The following is an 18,159-nucleotide window of genomic DNA, read 5'->3' as shown; positions in this document are numbered from 1 at the left end:
ACGATCCGAAGACCCGGACGGGTATCCTCGAAGTGTTATGCAGGCATTCCGCGTGTCGCACGAGGAATGTCTGGTGCCGGGGTATAGACCTCTGTACACGGGCTCGCCGGACCGATCGCCGCCATCGGCGCCCGGTTCGGACGCGAGCACGCGCATCGACGAAGGATTTCTCGGATGCATTGCCCGTTCTGCCGACACCCCGACTCGCGGGTGGTGGACTCGCGTGAGGCCGACGAAGGCGCGGCCATCCGCCGCCGCCGCGCGTGCCCGCAGTGTGGGCGGCGGTTCACCACGGTGGAGACCGCCATCCTGTCGGTGGTCAAGCGCAGCGGCGTCACCGAGCCGTTCAGTCGCGAGAAGGTCATCCGCGGCGTGCGCCGGGCCTGCCAAGGCCGGGAAGTCGACGACGACGCGCTGAACCTGCTCGCGCAGCAGGTGGAGGACGCGGTGCGCGCCAAGGGTTCTCCCGAGGTGCCCAGTCACGAGGTGGGTCTGGCGATCCTGGGCCCGCTGCGCGACCTGGACGAGGTGGCCTACCTGCGGTTCGCCTCGGTCTACCGGTCGTTCACCTCGGCCGAGGATTTCGAACGCGAGATCAGGGAGATGCGCCGGGCGCGCGCCGAAGCGCTGTCGGCCGCGGACTGACTCAGCGCCGGACCGCGGCGATCGCCTTCTCGATTCGCTTGGCGGACACCGGGTACGGGGTGCCCAGCTTCTGTGCGAACAGGCTGACCCGCAATTCCTCGATCATCCACCAGATCTCGGTGACCGCGGGCGCATGTCTGCGGTTCGCCGGTAGCGACTCGACGAAGCGGTCGTAAGCGCCGAGCACCCGATCGAGTTCGGCCATGCCCTGCCGATCGCGAACGGCCGAGCCGGGCAGCGCCTCCAGTCGCGCCACCGCCGCGTGGAGATAGCGTGGCAGTTCGCGCAGCCTGGCCGCGCCCGTTTCGGACACGAAGCCGCGGAACACCAGGTTGTCGAGCTGATGGCGGACGTCATCGGCGATGTCGCGCTCGCTGGTTCGCGCGAGCGCAGCGGAAACCTGATGGGCGCCGGCGAGAACCGGCACGACCAGGCGTACGTACCGTGCGACGGCGGAGGCGAAGTCCGGACGGATCCGGGCGACGAGTGCGTCGAACGCCGCCGGGTCGTGCACCGGACCGCCCGCGGCGGCGAGCAACTCGTCGGCGGCGGCCGCGCGGCAGTCGTCTAGCAGCGCTTCCACCGAGCCGTACGGATTCTGGCTCAGCGCAAGGCGATCCGAGGGCGAAAGACCCGCGGTGGCGGTACGGGCCGACGCGGGCAGTGCGCGCAGCAGCAGCGCTCTGGTGCCGAGGCGCATCGCGGCCGCCTGCTCCGCGGCGGAGCTGAGCACCCGGACCGCCACGCCCTCGCCCTCGGCGACGAGCGCGGGGTACCCGGTGACGGTCTGCCCGGCCACCTCGCGCCGCACCGTCGGCGCGAGGGTGCCGAGCGATTCGGAGGTCCACACCGTGGCCGGTGGGCGTTCCGCCCCGGCGGTGACCCGGGCGACCGCGGCGGAAACCTGCTCGGCGAGCTGGTTTTTCAGCGCGGCGAGGCTCTTTCCCCGTGCGAGCGTGGCGCCGTCCGCGCCGACGGCCGCGAAGGTCATGCGCAGGTGACCGGGCAGCGCGGAGAGGTCGAAGTCGGTGGGTGCGATCGACACCGAACCCAGCCGGGACAGCTCGCGCGCCAGTCCGGCGCGCAGCGGCTCCGCACGCGGGGTCAGCGCCGCCAGTGCGGCGGCGGCGAAGTCGGGCGCGGGAACGACGCTGCGGCGCAACGCCTTCGGCAAGGTCTTGATCAGCGCGGCGGCCAGCTCGTCGCGCATGCCGGGCACCAGCCAGTCGAAGCCGACGGCCCGGACGTGGGCGAGCTGTTCCACCGGAATGCGCACGGTGACGCCGTCCTCCTCGGTGCCGGGCTCGAACTGGTAGGAGAGCGGGAAACTGAGCTCGCCCTGGCGCCAGGAATCGGGGAAGGCCGCCGGGTCCAGCGCGGCCGCGCCTTCGTTGACCACGGTGGAGGTGGAGAAGTCCAGCAGCTCGGGATCTTCTCGCCGCGCGGAACGCCACCAACTGTCGAAGTGCCGCACCGAGACGATGTCGGCGGGCAGGCGCTTGTCGTAGAACTCGAACAGCACCTCGTCATCGACCAGGATGTCCCGGCGGCGGGCGCGGTGCTCGAGGTCGGCGACGTCCTCGAGCAGGGCGCGATTGCGGTGGAAGAACTCGTGCCGGGTCTGCCACTCGCCCTGTACCAGGGCATGCCTGATGAACAGCTCGCGCGACAATTCGGCATCGATCCGGCCGTAGTCGACGGCTCTGCCGGTGACCAGCGGGATCCCGTACAACGTGACCCGTTCGTAGGCGCGCGCCGCACCTCGCTTGGCCGACCAGTGCGGTTCGGAGTAGGTGCGTTTGACGAGGTCGCCCGCGAGTCGTTCGGCCCATTCGGGCTCGATCTTCGCGGCCATCCGGCCCCACAGTCGCGAGGTCTCGACCAGTTCGGCGGCCATCACCCACCGCGGCGGCTTCTTCGCCAGCGACGATCCGGGGAAGATCATGAACTTGGCGTTGCGGGCGCCGAGGAATTCCCGGGATTCCGCCTCCCTGACCCCGATGTGCGAGAGCATGCCCGCCAGCAGCGCCTGATGGATGGCGGTGGAGTCCCAGGGCACCCCGTCGTTGTCCACGGCTACTGCCGCGGGGTCGCGATCGGCGCCGGATCGCCCGTCGCCTCGGCGGCGCGCCGGGCCGTTTCGGCGTGTTCGGTTGCCGGACTTGCGATCCGGCGTCGTCGCGTCGGCTCCGGCCGATCGCGCGCCGTCGGCCGGCTCGTCCGCTCGGGTCGACCATCCGAGGCCTTTGGTGATCGTGCGCAGTTGCCCGTGCAGGTCCTGCCACTCCCGGATCCGCAGGTAGTGCAGGAACTCCTCCCGGCACATCCGCCGGAATTGGTTGGACGACAACGACTTGCGCTGACCGCCGAGGTACTCCCATAGTCGCAGGTAGGCCAGGAAGTCGGAGCCCTCGACCGTGAAGCGCGCGTGTTCGGCATCGGCTGCCTGCTGGTGTTCGGCGGGCCGCTCCCGGACATCCTGGATCGACAGCGCCGCGACGATGACCAGCACGTCCGCCAGGCAGCCGTTGCGGTTGGCCTCCACCAGCATTCGTGCCATCCGGGGGTCGACCGGCAGCTGGGCCATCTCCCGGCCGATCGGCGTCAGCGAGAGCGCGGCGTCGTTGTCGCCGCCGGCCCGGGCGGCGGAACCGCCGTCGCGCCGCGCGAGGGCGCCGAGCTCTTCGAGCAGGGCGACGCCGTCGCGGATGGCGCGGCGATCCGGCGCCTCCACGAACGGGAAGTTCTCGATGTCACCGAGCCCGAGCGCGGTCATCTGCAGGATGACCGCGGCGAGGTTGGTGCGCAGGATCTCGGGTTCGGTGAAGGTGGGCCGGGATTCGAAATCGTCCTCGGAGTACAGCCGGATGCAGATGCCGTCGGCGACGCGACCGCACCGGCCGGATCGCTGCCGCGCCGATGCCTGGGACACCGGTTCGATCGGCAACCGCTGCACTTTGGTGCGCATGGAATAGCGCGAGATCCGTGCCGTGCCCGGGTCGACGACGTACCGGATGCCGGGCACCGTGAGCGAGGTCTCCGCGACGTTCGTCGCCAGCACCACCCGGCGCCCGGTGTGCGGGGCGAAGACGCGGTGCTGCTCGGCGGTGGACAGCCGGGCGTACAGCGGAAGGATCTCGGTGCGCGGCAGCTTCAGATCGCGCAGGGCGTCGGCGGTGTCGCGGATCTCGCGTTCGCCGGACAGGAACACCAGCACGTCGCCGTCGCCCGCGTCGAACAGCTCGGTCACGGCGTCACCGATCGCGTCCACCGGATCACGGTCGACGACGCGAGTGTCCTCGTCGTCCTCGTCTTCGGCGGCGCCCGGCAGCTCCAGCGCGAGCGGCCGGTAGCGGATCTCCACCGGGTACGAGCGGCCGGAAACTTCGACGATCGGTGCGGGGTTGCCCGCCTCGTCCGCGAAGTGCCGGGCGAACAGCTCGGGATCGATGGTCGCCGAGGTGATGATCACCTTGAGGTCGGGCCTACGGGGGAGCAGCTGCTTCAGGTAGCCGAGCAGGAAGTCGATGTTGAGGCTGCGTTCGTGCGCCTCATCGATGATGATCGTGTCGTAGCGGCGCAGCAGCCGGTCGCGCTGAATCTCGGCGAGCAGGATGCCGTCGGTCATCAGCTTGACCAGCGTGTGCTCGGAGGCATGGTCGGTGAACCGCACCGTGTAGCCGACGACATCGCCGAGTTCGGTGCCCAGCTCTTCGGCGATGCGCTCGGCCACGGTGCGCGCGGCCAGCCTGCGCGGCTGGGTGTGCCCGATGGTGCCGCGGATGCCGCGGCCGAGTTTCAGACAGATCTTCGGAATCTGGGTGGTCTTGCCCGAGCCGGTCTCGCCTGCGACGATCACCACCTGATGCTCGGCGATGGCCGCGGCGATGTCCGCGCGGCGGGCGGTGACCGGTAGCTGCTCCGGGTAGCGAATCTCCGGCACGGCGGCGCGCCGCGCCTCCACCCGCAGCTCGGCCGCCGCGATCTCGGCTTCCACCTCGCTCAGGTCGCCGCCGCGCGCTTTGTCGAGCTTGCGCCGCAACCGGTGTTCGTCGCGAAGGGAGAGATTCGCCAGACGGGTGCGAAGTTCACGGGAGTCGGTGGCGGCTGTCCTGGTCATTGCATCGACCAGCCTAGCGAAAGCCGCCAGCGGATTTTCGCGCCAGGCGCCAGGGCTGGTAGCTGGGTGGAAGCTGACGGTGCCGCGCTTGCGGGAGCGGCGCGGATCGGGATCCGGTAAAGGTGGAGGTATGAACGCGCTATGGCACGGCTTCGCCGACATGGGCGCCGTCGAGCGCGACGGCGCGTTCGTGGTCGCTCGCGGTGACGGCGCCTACGTTTTCGATCGGGCGGGCAATCGCTACTTGGACGCCACCGCTGGTCTGTGGTTCGCCAATGTGGGCCACGGCCGCGGGGAGATCGCCGACGCGGTGGCCGCCCAGTTGCGCAGGATCGCCCACTACTCCAATTTCGGCGACATCACCGAACCCGCCACCCAGGAGCTCGCCGAGCGGCTCGCCGGCCTCGCGCCGGTGCCGGGCAGCAAGATCTTCTTCACCTCGGGCGGCTCCGACTCCGTCGACACCGCGGCCAAGCTCGCCCGCCGCTACTGGCACGAACTCGGTCGGCCGGGCAAAACGATCCTGGTGGGGCGGCGGATGGCCTATCACGGCATGCACGTGGCGGGCACGGCGTTGGCGGGCATACCGGGGAACCGCGAAGGTTACGGCGAGCTGATGCCCGCGGCGCGGACCGTCGCATGGGACGACGCGAAAGCCCTGCTCGCACTGATCGAGGAGGTCGGCGCCGACCGGATCGCCGCCTTCTTCTGCGAACCCGTGATCGGCGCGGGCGGTGTGTATCCACCGCCGGAGGGCTACCTCGCCGAGGTGCGGCGCATCTGCCGCGACAACGACATCCTGTTCGTCGCCGACGAGGTCGTGACCGGTTTCGGCCGGATCGGCGGAGCCTGGTTCGCGTCGTCCCGCTTCGCGCTCGAACCCGACCTGATGACCACCGCGAAGGGATTGACCTCCGGCTATCTCCCGATGGGCGCGGTGTTCGCCGCGCCGCATGTGGCGGAGCCGTTCTTCGCGGGCGGGGTGTGGTGGCGGCACGGCTACACCTATGGCGGCCACGCGGGCGCCGCGGCCGCCGCACTGGCGAACCTCGACATCGTCGAGCGGGAAGGCCTGCTCGATGCGGCCCTGCGCCTGGAGTCCAGCCTGCACGATCAGCTGTCGGTGCTCGCCGCGCATCCCAGGGTCGCCGTGGTGCGCAGCGGGCTCGGTGCCGTCGCCGCGATCCAGCTGGCCGAGCCCGCCGAAGGGCCCGCACTGGTCAAGGCGTTGCGCGCGCACGGCATCTCCGGTCGTGCCGCGGGTCAAGGCGCCATGCAGGTCTCCCCGGCGTTCGTCATGACCGACGAACAGGTCGCCGAACTCGTCGACGGATTCACCCGCGCACTGAACGATGTGTGATTCGCCACGTCCGTGATCGGCCGGCACTCCGGTGTCAAAGGGCGCGGTCATGGAAACGCTGTACGGGTCCGGGCGATAGTCGCCGAAAGGCGCGCAGTAGCCGAAGTCGTGCACGGCATAGAGCCGCCGCGTGGTTCACCATGGTGGGTCGCCCGGCGCTCCCCGCATCCCGGTGCTGACTCGGAACCCCGACCGTGCCGCATCCGAGCATCGGTGGGCGGTCCCGAGTCACCGCTCGCGGCGCGTTGCCGACCTTTTCCGAAGCGGTTGCCGAGGGGAATGGGGTTGCCGAGGCGACGCATTTCCGAGGCCCGCTGTCCGACAAGCCGTCTCGGCATCGCGGAACGAGAGTGATCATCCCCCAGTGCGACATCCGAAGAGCAAAGCTGCACTCGCACTTGCGAAGTCACGAGCCAGACATGACCTGGATTGGACCAGAATGCCGCGATGATTCGGTACCCGGGACGAACAGCGAGGTGACCGAGGCCACCTATCGCTCACCTCCGCCCGGGAAGCGCTGGGTGGTCGCTGTAGCCGGATCGATCGGCGATGTAGCACAACAGAAAAGGGCACCCTGACCGCTCCGGGATGCGAGCATGGAAGGGCGACGACCGTGGTCGCCGTGCTGAGAGGTGGTGGGGTGTGGCGCAGTTCGTGCAGGACTATGCGGTATTGCGGTGGATGGTGGTGGCCGCGTTCGTGATCGCGGCGGGAATCGTGCTGACGCGGGTGACGGCGGCTCTGGCGTCACCGGCCGACGCTGTCCCGGAAACGTCCGGGCCGTCGGATGTTTCGGGCGAGCACGCCGAATCCGATGCGGCGCACCTGGTGATGTGCCTGGTCATGCTCGGCATGCTGGTGTTTCCCTCAACAGCGAGCCCGCACGCGCTGCGCGGCGTGCTCACGGCGATGGCCGTGGTCTTCGCCGGACTGCTGATGATCCGCGCAGCGGAGTACGCCACCCAGGGGCGGCCACTGCCGATCGACCGGCTGGTCCCGCTCGGCTACCACATCGTGTCCGCCGCGGCGATGCTCTACGCGATGTCCGGTCACACGGCCTCCGGACACGTGGGCGGTCCGGCTCCCGGCCCGGCGCTCGGTCTCGCCGCCCTGTTCCTCCTCGACGCACTCCTGGTCGTCTTCGCCGCCCGTACCGGCTGGGCGCGTGCGCAGCTGCCGGGTCCGCTGCGGTTGCTGGCGCGTTCCGGAGGATGCGTCGCCGCACTCACCGGTCCCGTGAAACCGTGGGCGGCGGTGCCGCACGTGGTGATGGATGCCGGTACCGCCTACATGCTGGTGGCCGTGATCGCTCGTTGACCAGGGACCAATCCGGTTCCCGCTGCATACCGAACCCCTGTTCATGCAGGCACGGGATTCGGCCATGAGCAACGAACACGGTTCTGCTTCATCCCATCGATCCGGCGAGCCGGCACGGGTGCGGGAGGAACCCGGCGACTCCGCCCTCGCGTGCCCGCTGCCCGCCCGCCCGCAGGCCACCCTCGCGAGCCGCAAGCTCGCGGCGTTGCTCGCCGCCGCCGGAGCGGGCGATCGCGGCGCGTTCACCGAGTTCTATCAGCTGACCAGTCCGCGGGTGTTCGGGTTGACAGTGCGGATCCTGCGCAGTCACGCCGCCGCGGAGGAGGTGACCCAGGAGGTCTACCTCCAGGTGTGGTCGATGGCCGATCGCTACGATGCCACGCTGGCCAGTCCGGTCGGCTGGATCATGATGCTCGCGCACCGCCGGGCGGTGGACCGGGTGCGCTCGGAGAGCTCGGCCACCAGCCGGGATCTGGTCTACGCGCACGAGCATCTGGGGCGAGACCACGACGTGGTCGCCGAATCGGTCGCCCAGCGCATCGAAGAGCAACAGGTGGCAGGTTGCTTGGAGACCTTGACCCCCACCCAGCGCGAAGCCATCGCGCTGGCCTATTACAGCGGGCGGACCTACCGAGAGGTCGCCGACCATCTGTCGGTTCCGCTGCCCACGATCAAGACCCGCATCCGGGACGGGCTGAAACGATTGGAGAAGTGTTTGTCCGGGGAACGCACCGATGGTTGACACCTCGCCGCGGTCGGACGCGGATCTCATCGACCTCGCCTACCCGTGCGCGCTGAACGCGGTCGCTGACATCGAACGCAGGCATATCGATGCCCGTCTGGCGGCCGCGGACCCCGACGTGCGGCGGGCCTTCTCGGACGCCGTCTGGCAGGCGCGTGACGTCATGGGGCGACTGGCCGTGCTCGACGAACTCGCGCCGCCGCCGGAACTGGAACGCCGCATTCTGGCGGCGCTGCCGGACTTGCGCGAGCGACGATCGGTCACGCGGATCGCGTCGTGGCGACGGCCGCTGCGCTGGGCGGTGCCGATCGCGGCAGCCGCGTGCCTGGTGGTCGGCGGAAGCCTGGTGGCCGCCCAGTTCACCGGCTCGTCGTCGGACCCGGTCGCCGCCAGCGAGGTACCTGGGCAGCCTGGGGTACGGACGGTCGACGGGGCGTTCGACGGCGGCGGTCTGCTGGTCGTCGACGCTTCCCCCGAACTCGGCCGCGCGATCGTCGTGTTCGACCGGGTGGCGCCACCACCGGCGGGGCGGGTCTATCAGGTCTGGCTGATCGGCTCCGACGGGCAGCCCCGCTCGGTCGGGGTCCTGAGCGACGTGCCCTCGGCCGAGCGGCCGTTCGTGACCGGATTCCGGTCGGGTGAGGTGCTGGCGGTGAGCGTCGAACCGGACGGCGGCTCGGCGGCGCCCAGCGGCGATCCGGTCGTCGGAGTGACGCTGCCGTGAGCCCGGCCTAGACCTCCACCGGCTGATCGGCGACGACGCGGCCGCCGAGGCGCACCCAGCCGTCGGAGTCCCACTGGGTGAACAATTGCGAGCCCTTGCCCTGGGTGATGACCAGGCCTTTGCGCAGCAACGCCGTCAAGGCCACGGCAGCGGCTCCGGTCGCCTCGTCCTCCGAAATGCCCATGGTCGGCGCGAACATGCGCGAACGCAGGGCGGCGCGATGCTCGTCGGTCCAGGCCCACAGGTAGTGCGGGCCACCGGGGAACTCGTCCGGGTGCACGGTGGCCAGCTCCTCGGCGTCCTCCAGCTGATGAAAGGTGAACGTGGGCGCCCATTCGCCGCGCGCGGTGATCCAGGTCAATCCCTCGGTGAGTTCCACCGTCACCGGGCCCGCTGGGACATCCAGCACCCGCACCGGAATGCCCTGGGCCGCGAACCACCAGGCGGTGCCCACGGACGGGTGCCCGGCGAAGGGGAGTTCCACCGTGGGGGTGTAGATCCGCACCGCGACGGTGCCGTCCACCGGTTCCTCGACCACCACGGTCTCGCTGTAACCGGCTTTCGCCGCCAACGCCTGCCGATCCACCGCGGCCACGTGGGCCGCCCGCGCGATACCGAGCTCGTTGCCGAACCGGCCCGCCGCGTCGGTGAACACTCGCACCACATCAACCTGTGTGCTCATGCTCCCCGAGCCTACCCGGGTACGCCGCCGCCGAGCTGTCGTCCGGACCACAGGGAAACGCGAAAGAGGCCCCCGTCGCAGGACAGGGGCCTCTTTACGGAGAAATCAGATCGCGGCGGTGCTGAGGGCCTCGGTCGACTGCACCGCTTGGCCGACACCGGCCACGATGGCGGCGGCGCGCAGCGATTCGAAGATCACTTCGCGGGACACGCCCGCTTCGCGCAGCGTGTGCTCGTGCGCCTCGAGGCAGTGCGCGCAGCCGTTGATCGAGGAGACCGCGAACGACCAGAGTTCGAAATCGGCCTTGTCGACGCCCGGCGTGCCGATGATCTGCATGCGCAGCCCGGCCCGCAGGTCGTCGTAGCGGCCGTCGAGAAACGCCTTGCCCCGGTAGAACACGTTGTTCATGCCCATGATCGAGGCGGCGCCGAGCGCGGCGTTGTACGCCTCCGCCGACAGCACGTCGGCGGCTGCCTCGGCGATCTCGCGCAGTGTGGTCGTCGACCGGGTCGCGGCCGCCGACGCCAGCAGGGTGCCCCACAGTTGCTGCTCGTTCAGCACTGTGCTGCGCGCGATCGATGACAGGTTGAGCTTGAGGTCCTTGGCGTACTCGGGGAGGGAGTTCTTCAGGTTCTCAATGCTCATGCGGCGATTCCTCTGCTCGATGCGGTCCCGTGCGGGGACCGGGTCGTTTCTCGGTGATGGGGTGACGTACCCGGAAACCCGGGTGCGACGGCTGTTTTCAGACGCTGGCGGCCAGGAGTTCGCCGGCGTCGATGGTGGGGTCGCCCTTCTTCCAGTTGCAGGCGCACAGCTCGTCGGACTGCAGCGCGTCCAGTACGCGCAGCACCTCATCGACGTTGCGGCCCACCGAACCCGCGGTGACCGAGACGAACTGGATCTCGTTGTTCGGGTCGACGATGAAGGTGGCGCGGTCGGCGACACCGTCGGCGTTCAGCACGCCGGTGGCCGCGGCCAGTTCGCGCTTGAGGTCCGAGAGCATGGGGAAGGGGAGGGTCTTGAGATCCTCGTGCTGTGCGCGCCACTGGAAGTGCACGAACTCGTTGTCCACCGACGCGCCGAGCACCTGGGCGTCCCGGTCCTCGAACTCGTCGTTCAGCTTGCCGAACGCCGCGATCTCCGTCGGGCACACGAAGGTGAAGTCCTTGGGCCAGAAGAAGATGATCCGCCACTTGCCCGCGTGGTCGTCGCTGGTGATCCGGGTGAAGTAGTCGTCAGGCTGCTGAGCGTCGACCTTCGACAGGTCACCGCCGATGACCGCGGTGAGGTTGTATGCCGGGAATTGGTCGCCGATGGTCAGCAGGGCCATGCTCGTCTCCTCGTCAAGTTGGTTTGCTACCTGTGTTCTGCGGTGTTGCGGGCCCGTCGCGGTCACGCGAACCACCGCCTCGGACCGGGCACTCACACCGCGGGTGAAAAGCTCACCGGCGATCTTGCCCAAGGGTGCGTAAAAGGTAAAGGTGATCAGTCGCACTACACTGATAGGCGTGACTGATCAGACTTATCAGCCCACCCTGTCACAGCTGCGTGCGTTCGTGGCGATCGCGGAATACCGCCATTTCGGCACCGCGGCCGCCCGCCTCGGTGTGAGTCAGCCCACGCTATCGCAGGCGCTCGCGGCTCTGGAACACGGGCTCGGGCTGCAGCTGATCGAGCGGAGCACCCGGCGGGTGCTGGTGACCGCGGCCGGGATGCGCTTGCTGCCCAAGGCGATGGCGACGCTGGAAGCCGCCGACCGCTTCGTCGCGTCGGCCACCGGCGACGGACTCGGCGGCACGCTGCGGATGGGCATCATCCCGACGGTCGCCCCGTATGTGCTGCCCGGGTTGCTGCCCGAGTTGCGCAAGCGGCTGCCCGAGTTGCGCCCCCAGATCATCGAGGACCAGACCGCCCGGTTGCTGGACGGGCTGCGCACCGGCGTGCTCGACGTCGCGCTGCTCGCGGTGCCCACCGAGATGCCCGGCCTGGTCGAGATTCCGCTCTACACGGAGGAATTCGTGCTGGTCACGCCGCGCGGTCACGAGCTGGCCGGGCGCACCGACCTCGTGGCGTCGGTGCTGGACGCTCAGCCGCTGCTGTTGCTGGACGAGGGGCACTGCCTGCGCGACCAGACGCTCGAGGCGTGCCGCTCGGCCGATGTGCACCCGGCCGCCGTCGGCGACACCAGAGCCGCCTCCCTCTCGACCGTGGTGCAGTGCGTCGCGGGCGGGCTCGGCGTGACGCTGATCCCGCAGATGGCCGTCGCGACGGAAACCGCCCGGGGCACATTGGATGTCGCGCACTTCTCGGCCCCCGCTCCCGGACGCACCATCGGCTTGGTCTTCCGTACTTCCAGCGCTCGCGCCGACGATTACGAATATCTGGCCGCCATCGTTCGTGCTCAGCGGCCGATGTAGCTGCGCCCATCGGGCCGGGCGGGCACAGTAAGGGCAGGGCGAGAGGAGCGGCGAAGTGGAACCCGCGGCGCTGGGATCGGGGCGGCTGGGCCGCCTGTTCGGCTTGGACCATGCGCTGTTCGTCTACGGCACGCTGCAGTTTCCCGAGGTGCTGCAGACGCTGCTCGGGCGCGTCCCCCCGCTGGAACCGGCCGAGCTGACCGGTTGGCGTGCCGCCGCGCTGCCGCGGCGGATCTACCCGGGACTGGTCGCCGCGACGCACGGGCTGGCCCGTGGCGCCGTGTTGAGCGGTCTCACCGCGCCGGAGTGGGCGGTTCTCGATGCGTTCGAGGACGACGAATACGACCTGCGCCGAGTGCGAGTCGAGGCAAGGAACGTTCCGGTGTGGACCTACGTCTGGGCGGTGGGGGCGGATCCGGCGGACTGGCAACGGGATCGGTTCGCCGCCGAGCACCTCGCGCGTTTCGCCGCTCGCTCCGCGCGGTGGCGCCGGGATCCCGCGAGCTTCTCGGACTTCGCCGGGCCCGGGTGGGCGGGTCCGGAGGCGTGAGGGCCGAGCGACTCGCGTACTCCGAGTTGCCATTCCAAGACGACCGGTCGTATAGTCGGCGTATGGCTAGACCTCGACGCAGCGAAGACACCCGGCGACTTCTTGTCGAAGCGGGCGCCTCGGGGTTTCTGACCAACGGCTATCACGGCACCGGAATCAAACAGATTCTGGACAAGGTCGGTGTGCCGAAGGGGTCGTTCTACAACTACTTCGACAGCAAGGAGAGTTTCGGTCGCGCGATCATCGAGTACCACTCCCGGTGCGTGCAGCGGAATCTGACCGACGCGTTCGGCGCCGCGGCAGACCCGGTGAGCGGCCTGCGGGCGTTCTTCGCGCGGCTGATGGACGATTTCGTCGCGGCCGACTTCACCGGCGGCTGCCTGATCGCGAACCTGGGCGGCGAACTCGAAGGCAGTGAGCTACTGCGGGAATCGCTGTCGGCGGCATGGGGCGCGTGGCGCGATCGCGTGGCCGAGCAACTCGCGCAAGGGCAGCGCCTCGGCATGATCCGCTCCGACATCCAGGCGGGCGAACTGGCCGATCTGCTGCTCGAATCCTGGGAGGGCGCGGTGATCAGGATGAAGATCGACCGCACCCTCGCGCCGCTGCACAAGTGCCTGGATCGGCTGCTCGGCGACTACTTCCTGCCCTGAGTCGGGGCATCACCTGTCCGGCGTCTTTTTGTGCCAATTAGAAGACGACCGGTCGTATCAAAGAGAGGAAAGATATGACGAAGACGGTCATCGTGACCGGTTCCTCCAGTGGGATCGGCCGCGATATCGCGAGGGCGTTCGTGGAACGCGGCGACAACGTCGTGCTCAACGGGCGGAGCGCGGAGAAGCTGACACGGGTGGCCGCCGAACTGGGCGCGCCGGAACGGGTGGCCACGGTGGCGGGCGATATCGGTGCGGCCACTACCGGAACGACCCTGGTGGATCTCGCTGTCGAGCGGTTCGGCGGCGTGGACGTGCTGGTCAACAACGCGGGCATCTTCGGAGCGAAACCGTTCGTCGAGGTCACCGAGCAGGACCTCGACGGCTACCTGAACGGAAACCTGAAAGGCACCTACTTCACCACGCAGGCCGTGGTGCGGCGCTTGCTGACGCAGGGGCGGGGCGGCAGCATCGTGAACATCGGCACGGTGCTGATCGACCACGCCCTCGCGGGACTGCCCGCCTCGGCGGCCCTGGTCAGCAAGGGTGGGGTGCACGCGCTGACGACCAGCCTCGCCGCCGAACTCGCCGCCGACGGAATCCGGGTCAATGCGGTCGCCCCCGGCATCATCCGCACGCCGCTGTTCGGCGACGGCGACGAATCCGCCTCCGGCAGGCTCGCGCTGTTGAACCGCATCGGGGAAGTCGCGGAGACCACGGCGGCCGTGCTGTATCTCGCCGACGCCGCATTCACAACCGGACACATCTTGCCCGTCGACGGCGGGTTCATCTCGGGAAGGACAGCTTGAAATGCCATACGTGAACATCAAAGTCACCGACGAAGGCGTGACACGCGAGCAGAAGGCACGGCTGATCGAAGGCGTCACGGCTCTGCTGCACGACGTGCTCGGCAAGGCGCCCGCGAGCACCTACGTCGTGATCGACGAGGTTGCCCTGTCGAACTGGGGCGTCGGCGGGGTGGATGTCGAGCGGTGGCGCGAGCAGCAGCGCTCCTGAACGGGAGTCGTTGCGTTTTCGCTCGCGGCTGAGATCCAGATAGGACATATACAGCTCGACGGAGGGGAGCTGCGGTGCCGACACTGCTGGAAATCTCGACCCACTTCTTTCTACAGATCGTGGTCGTTCTCGTGACATACCGCCTGCTCTGGCCGCTGTTCCGGCGGCTGGGCCAGGTGCAGGTGGTGGCGATCATGATCGCCGGATTCCTGCTCGGACCGTCCGCGCTCGGCTGGTTCTGGCCGCAGGCGCAGGAGTGGTTGTTCCCGACCGAACTCGCGGTGGGAGATACGAGCATCGTCCACCCGAATCTGACCGCCATCTACGTGGTCGGGCAGATCGGCCTGGTGCTGTACATGTTCCTGGTGGGCAGCTCGTTCCAGCTGGATATCTTCGGAAAGCATCTGCGCCAGGCCGGGGCCACCTCGGCGACCGGCGTCGCGGTGCCCATGGTGCTCGGCGGCGTGGTCGGCTGGTGGATGGCCGAGCAAGGCGGGTTCTTCACCGGTGGCGTGGCGAGCTGGCAGGGCGCGCTGTTCCTCGCCGCCGCCGTCGCGGTCACCGCATTCCCCATCCTGGCCTGGATCGTCTACGACTCCGGGTTGATGAACACCCGGCTCGGCACGATGTCGCTGGCCGTCGCGGCCGTGGACGACGCGTGCGCGTGGGTGCTGCTGGCCGTGGTCGTCGCCACCGCGAAGAACAGCCCGGGCGGCGTCTACCTCGCGGTGGGCGGCGGCCTGGCCTACGTGTTGTTCATGTTCTTCGTCGCGCGCCGCTGGCTGGCCCGGCTGCAGACCTGGACGCCACGCCGCGGTGACGGCGAAACCGCGGGCGGACTGCCGGTCGGGCAGCTCACCGCGGTCCTGCTGGTGGTGCTGTCGGCCGCCTGCTTCACCGACTTCGTCGGGATCCATTCCGTGCTCGGGGCCTTCGTCGCGGGCATCGTGATGCCGCGCGGTGAGCTGCTGGACCGGATCCGTGCGCGGTTCGAGCCGCTGGTCGGCTATCTGCTGCTGCCCGCCTTCTTCATCTACACCGGTTTGAACACCGAACTCAGCTTGATCCTCGAGCCCAAAGTGCTGCTGATGGCCGTGGTGGTGCTCGTGGTGTCGTTCGTGGGCAAGTTCGGCGCGGTCGGGCTGGTCGCCCGCTCGCAAGGTATGGGCTGGCGCGAGGCGGGCGCGATGGGGGCGCTGGCCAACGCGCGGGGACTGATGGAGCTGGTCCTGCTGAACGTCGGGCTATCGGCCGGATTGATCACCCCTGAGCTGTACACCGTGCTGGCCATCATGACGACGGTCACCACCTTCGTCGCGACCCCGCTGCAGCGGATGTTCGAGCGCAGCGCCTGGAAGAACGGCATGGTGTTCGGGCCCGGCGGCGAGGAGCCGAAAGGAGCGACAGCGCCGCGACAGCCGCAGCAGTCGTCCGGTGCGGCGCTGACCGGGTGACGAACGCCGAATGCGCCGGTCCCGATCGGAACCGGCGCATTCGGGCGCGTCGTCTAGACCCGCAGGGCGTGCGGTTCGATCGCGCCGCGCACCAGCGCTCGCGCGTCGATGGTCTCGGGCTTGTAAGGCAGTCGCGCCAGGCGATCGGTCATGCGCCCGACCGGGTCGTCGATCGAGTCCACCAGACCGAACAGGAACGACCACTCGTGCTCGTCGCTGCCGTAGTGCACGACGGTGCCGAACTGATCGTGGAAACGCTGCCAGGACCGCTTCAGCGTCTCGTTGCGCCACATCGTCGCGCAGCCGGCCTGCGCGCTCAGCACGCCGCCGGGCGCGAGCAGCGCGCGACATCGGGACAGGAACTCCGCCTCGTAGAGCCGGTTGTGCTGCGCGTCCTCGACACGCTCGTCCGGCAGGTCGATCACGATGACGTCGTAGCGGGTGCCGGACTTCGCGGCCGTGGCCAGGAAGTCCCAGCCGTCGGCGTAGTGCACCGTGATCGGCCCCTCGCCCGCGACCGCGGCGGCCAGCTCGTCGCTGGTGTAGCCGTAGGGCAGGTGCCGGGCGCACAGCTCGACCTCGAGCTGGTCGATGTCCACGTGATCGACCTGGGTGGCGCCCGCGGCGACCGACATCTGACTGGCCACGCCCTCGCCGGAACCGATGATCAGCACCTTGTCCAGCTTCTCGGCCAGCGCGAAGGCGGGAACCATCATCGCCTCGTGGTAGGTCAGCTGGGAGAATTCGGTGGACTGGCGGTCGTCGTCGGAGAACAGGCTGATGCCCTGCTCGGTCCGCGCGATGATCATGTGCTGGAACGGGGTGTGCGTGTCGACGATCACCTCGTGCAGGTCCCAGATGCGGGTCAGGCCCGCGCCCACCGGTTCCTCGATCCGCTGGCTACCGTGTCCCCTGCGGATGACCTGCATGCGAACATCCTTGGGCGACAACGCGTCCCGTAACAGATCGACCGCTGTCGACGCGCCGGCGCCGATGCTGCCGCAGGTGAAGACGTCGACGAAGATGTCGCCGGACTCCGGATAGGTGTGAATCGAGGCGTGAGACTCCGACAACAGCGCGAGGACGGTCACCCCCTGCGGTTCGAACTTCTTGTGTACGACATCGCAGATGGTGACGCCCGCCGCGATCAGAGACTCACGCAACGCCGATTCGAGTCGTTCGAGATCGTCGCAAAGGGCTGCGTCGACACCACCGAACTCGGCCAGCACATGCCAACCGGTGAATTCCGCCGTCATGGGCAAACTCACTCTCGCTCAGCGCCCGAGACATGAACGGTCAAGGGCGGAAAACCATTGAAGGACACCGACGAATAGCTCGCGGTATAGGCGCCGGTGTCGAGGATTCGAACGCGATCACCGGCTCGCAACGTGGTCGGTAGGAGGACTCGCGTGCGTTGATACAGTACATCGTCGCCGTCGCAGGTCGGACCGGCCACCACCGCCTCGTCGACGGGGTCGCCGTCCCGGTCGGTGACGAACCGGTAGGCGATGTACTCGTTCTCGGTCTCGGCCATTCCGTTGTAGCGGCCGATGTCGAGATACACCCAGCGCCGGCCGTCCGGCGCCATGCGGACGCCGACGACCTCGGCGTGGATCGTGCCCGCCGAACCGACCAGTGCCCGGCCCGGTTCGACGACCAATCCGGTGTTCCCGGAAAGGAATTCGGCCGCCGCGTGGTTGACCACCGCGGCGATCTCGCCCAGCGTGGGCGCCGGGTCGGCATAGGAGATCGGCAGCCCACCGCCGATGTTCACCGAGCTGACCGGAATGTCCTTGTCCGCCAAGGCTTCCGCGATGCGGCCCGCCTGTTCGATGCCGATCCGCCATGAGGTGGGGTCCAGCTGCTGGGAGCCGACGTGGAAGTACGGTCCGGCGACGACGAGCCCGAGATCCCTGGCCCGGACCAGCAACCGGAACGCCTCACCCGGGGCGCAGCCGAACTTCGTGCCGAACGGGGTGCGTGACTCCGGCGCCGAGGCGAGGAAGCGGCACTCCACCTCGGAGCCGGGTGCGTGCTCGGCGATGCGCAGCAGGTCGTCCTCGGTGTCGAAAGCGAACCGGCACACCCCCAGCGCATGGGCTCGGGCGATGTGGGCGGCCTTCTTGATCGGGTTGCCGTAGCACAACCGGTCCGGCGCCACGCCCAGCCCGAGGCACAGCTCGATCTCGCCGATGCTGGCGACGTCGAATTCCGCGCCCTCCTCGTCGAGCAGGCGCACGATCTCCGGCACCGGGCTCGCCTTCACGGCGAAACGGATCCTCGTCGCGGCGCCGTTGCCGGTGGACAGGGCGGCGTCGAGCGCGCGGTAATTCCGGCGGACACGCTCGGGATGGATGACAAGGTAGGGCGATTCGGGCATAGTTGATCTTTCGCTTGGGCAGCGGGGGAGAGAGTATCAGCGGCCCGTACCCAGAAACGAATCCGTCCAAACCTGGGTTCGCCACGAGGTCGCGCGAC

Annotated in this window: 17 protein-coding genes; 11 read left to right on the top strand and 6 right to left on the bottom strand. The window is 68.9% G+C overall.

Translation table 11 applies throughout. The features are described 5' to 3' along the window. Nucleotides 1–174: 174 nt before the first annotated feature. A complete protein-coding gene (gene nrdR / locus ON19_RS19480; protein WP_043694613.1) occupies nucleotides 175–645 on the top strand; it encodes a transcriptional regulator NrdR in 471 nt (156 codons plus the stop codon). A gap of 1 nt (nucleotide 646) precedes the next feature. Here nrdR and hrpA read toward each other — a convergent pair whose 3' ends face one another. Continuing rightward, on the bottom strand, nucleotides 647–4,765 hold the full coding sequence (gene hrpA / locus ON19_RS19475; protein WP_043694610.1) for an ATP-dependent RNA helicase HrpA: 4,119 nt from the start codon (nucleotides 4,763–4,765) through the stop codon (nucleotides 647–649). A 130-nt stretch (nucleotides 4,766–4,895) separates the two neighbouring features. Here hrpA and ON19_RS19470 point away from each other — a divergent pair, with 130 nt between their 5' ends. From ON19_RS19470 to ON19_RS19455, 4 genes are all read left to right on the top strand, one after another. Continuing rightward, on the top strand, nucleotides 4,896–6,125 hold the full coding sequence (locus ON19_RS19470) for an aminotransferase family protein (protein ID WP_043694607.1): 1,230 nt from the start codon (nucleotides 4,896–4,898) through the stop codon (nucleotides 6,123–6,125). A gap of 642 nt (nucleotides 6,126–6,767) precedes the next feature. Then, nucleotides 6,768–7,442 (top strand): DUF5134 domain-containing protein, encoded by a 675-nt coding sequence (locus tag ON19_RS19465; protein ID WP_043694604.1) that lies wholly within the window; start codon nucleotides 6,768–6,770, stop codon nucleotides 7,440–7,442. A 64-nt stretch (nucleotides 7,443–7,506) separates the two neighbouring features. Continuing rightward, nucleotides 7,507–8,184, top strand: coding sequence for an ECF RNA polymerase sigma factor SigK (gene sigK, locus ON19_RS19460; RefSeq protein WP_043694601.1), 678 nt, complete (start codon nucleotides 7,507–7,509; stop codon nucleotides 8,182–8,184). Beyond that, nucleotides 8,177–8,908, top strand: coding sequence for an anti-sigma factor (locus tag ON19_RS19455; RefSeq protein WP_043694598.1), 732 nt, complete (start codon nucleotides 8,177–8,179; stop codon nucleotides 8,906–8,908). The genes sigK and ON19_RS19455 overlap by 8 nt, the downstream gene beginning before the upstream one ends. A 7-nt stretch (nucleotides 8,909–8,915) precedes the next feature. Here ON19_RS19455 and ON19_RS19450 read toward each other — a convergent pair whose 3' ends face one another. The 3 genes from ON19_RS19450 to ON19_RS19440 all read right to left on the bottom strand — a co-directional run bounded on the left by ON19_RS19450 (nucleotide 8,916) and on the right by ON19_RS19440 (nucleotide 10,920). Then, on the bottom strand, nucleotides 8,916–9,590 hold the full coding sequence (locus ON19_RS19450) for a PhzF family phenazine biosynthesis protein (protein WP_043694595.1): 675 nt from the start codon (nucleotides 9,588–9,590) through the stop codon (nucleotides 8,916–8,918). 105 nt (nucleotides 9,591–9,695) lie between these two features. Further along, nucleotides 9,696–10,235, bottom strand: coding sequence for an alkylhydroperoxidase, AhpD family (gene ahpD / locus ON19_RS19445; RefSeq protein ID WP_043694592.1), 540 nt, complete (start codon nucleotides 10,233–10,235; stop codon nucleotides 9,696–9,698). Between the two features lie 97 nt (nucleotides 10,236–10,332). Next, a complete protein-coding gene (locus tag ON19_RS19440; protein ID WP_043694830.1) occupies nucleotides 10,333–10,920 on the bottom strand; it encodes a peroxiredoxin in 588 nt (195 codons plus the stop codon). Between the two features lie 178 nt (nucleotides 10,921–11,098). Between ON19_RS19440 and ON19_RS19435 the strand changes: the two genes are divergently transcribed. The 6 genes from ON19_RS19435 (at nucleotide 11,099) to ON19_RS19410 (ending at nucleotide 15,681) form a co-directional block, all read left to right on the top strand. After that, nucleotides 11,099–12,007 carry a hydrogen peroxide-inducible genes activator gene (locus ON19_RS19435; protein WP_043694590.1) on the top strand — a complete coding sequence of 303 codons (909 nt, stop codon included), beginning with the start codon at nucleotides 11,099–11,101 and terminating at the stop codon, nucleotides 12,005–12,007. Nucleotides 12,008–12,062: 55 nt separating this feature from the next. Further along, nucleotides 12,063–12,557: a gamma-glutamylcyclotransferase family protein gene (locus tag ON19_RS19430; protein ID WP_063709462.1), complete on the top strand. Its 495-nt coding sequence runs from the start codon at nucleotides 12,063–12,065 to the stop codon at nucleotides 12,555–12,557. A 62-nt stretch (nucleotides 12,558–12,619) separates the two neighbouring features. Beyond that, nucleotides 12,620–13,210 (top strand): TetR/AcrR family transcriptional regulator, encoded by a 591-nt coding sequence (locus tag ON19_RS19425; RefSeq protein ID WP_043694586.1) that lies wholly within the window; start codon nucleotides 12,620–12,622, stop codon nucleotides 13,208–13,210. A 74-nt stretch (nucleotides 13,211–13,284) separates the two neighbouring features. Beyond that, on the top strand, nucleotides 13,285–14,019 hold the full coding sequence (locus ON19_RS19420; protein ID WP_043694583.1) for an SDR family NAD(P)-dependent oxidoreductase: 735 nt from the start codon (nucleotides 13,285–13,287) through the stop codon (nucleotides 14,017–14,019). A 1-nt stretch (nucleotide 14,020) separates the two neighbouring features. After that, nucleotides 14,021–14,227, top strand: coding sequence for a tautomerase family protein (locus ON19_RS19415; protein WP_043694581.1), 207 nt, complete (start codon nucleotides 14,021–14,023; stop codon nucleotides 14,225–14,227). Nucleotides 14,228–14,301: 74 nt separating this feature from the next. Further along, nucleotides 14,302–15,681 carry a cation:proton antiporter gene (locus ON19_RS19410; protein WP_043694579.1) on the top strand — a complete coding sequence of 460 codons (1,380 nt, stop codon included), beginning with the start codon at nucleotides 14,302–14,304 and terminating at the stop codon, nucleotides 15,679–15,681. A 53-nt stretch (nucleotides 15,682–15,734) separates the two neighbouring features. On the opposite strand, the gene speD is transcribed toward ON19_RS19410, so the two are convergent. Continuing rightward, nucleotides 15,735–16,937, bottom strand: coding sequence for an adenosylmethionine decarboxylase (gene speD / locus ON19_RS19405; protein WP_043694567.1), 1,203 nt, complete (start codon nucleotides 16,935–16,937; stop codon nucleotides 15,735–15,737). Between the two features lie 8 nt (nucleotides 16,938–16,945). Beyond that, nucleotides 16,946–18,061 carry a type III PLP-dependent enzyme gene (locus ON19_RS19400; protein ID WP_043694565.1) on the bottom strand — a complete coding sequence of 372 codons (1,116 nt, stop codon included), beginning with the start codon at nucleotides 18,059–18,061 and terminating at the stop codon, nucleotides 16,946–16,948. Nucleotides 18,062–18,159 lie beyond the last annotated feature (98 nt).

The sequence above is a fragment of the Nocardia abscessus NBRC 100374 genome, from assembly GCF_000308455.1.
GTDB lineage: Bacteria > Actinomycetota > Actinomycetes > Mycobacteriales > Mycobacteriaceae > Nocardia > Nocardia abscessus.
This window is presented reverse-complemented; position numbering and strand designations above follow the sequence as displayed.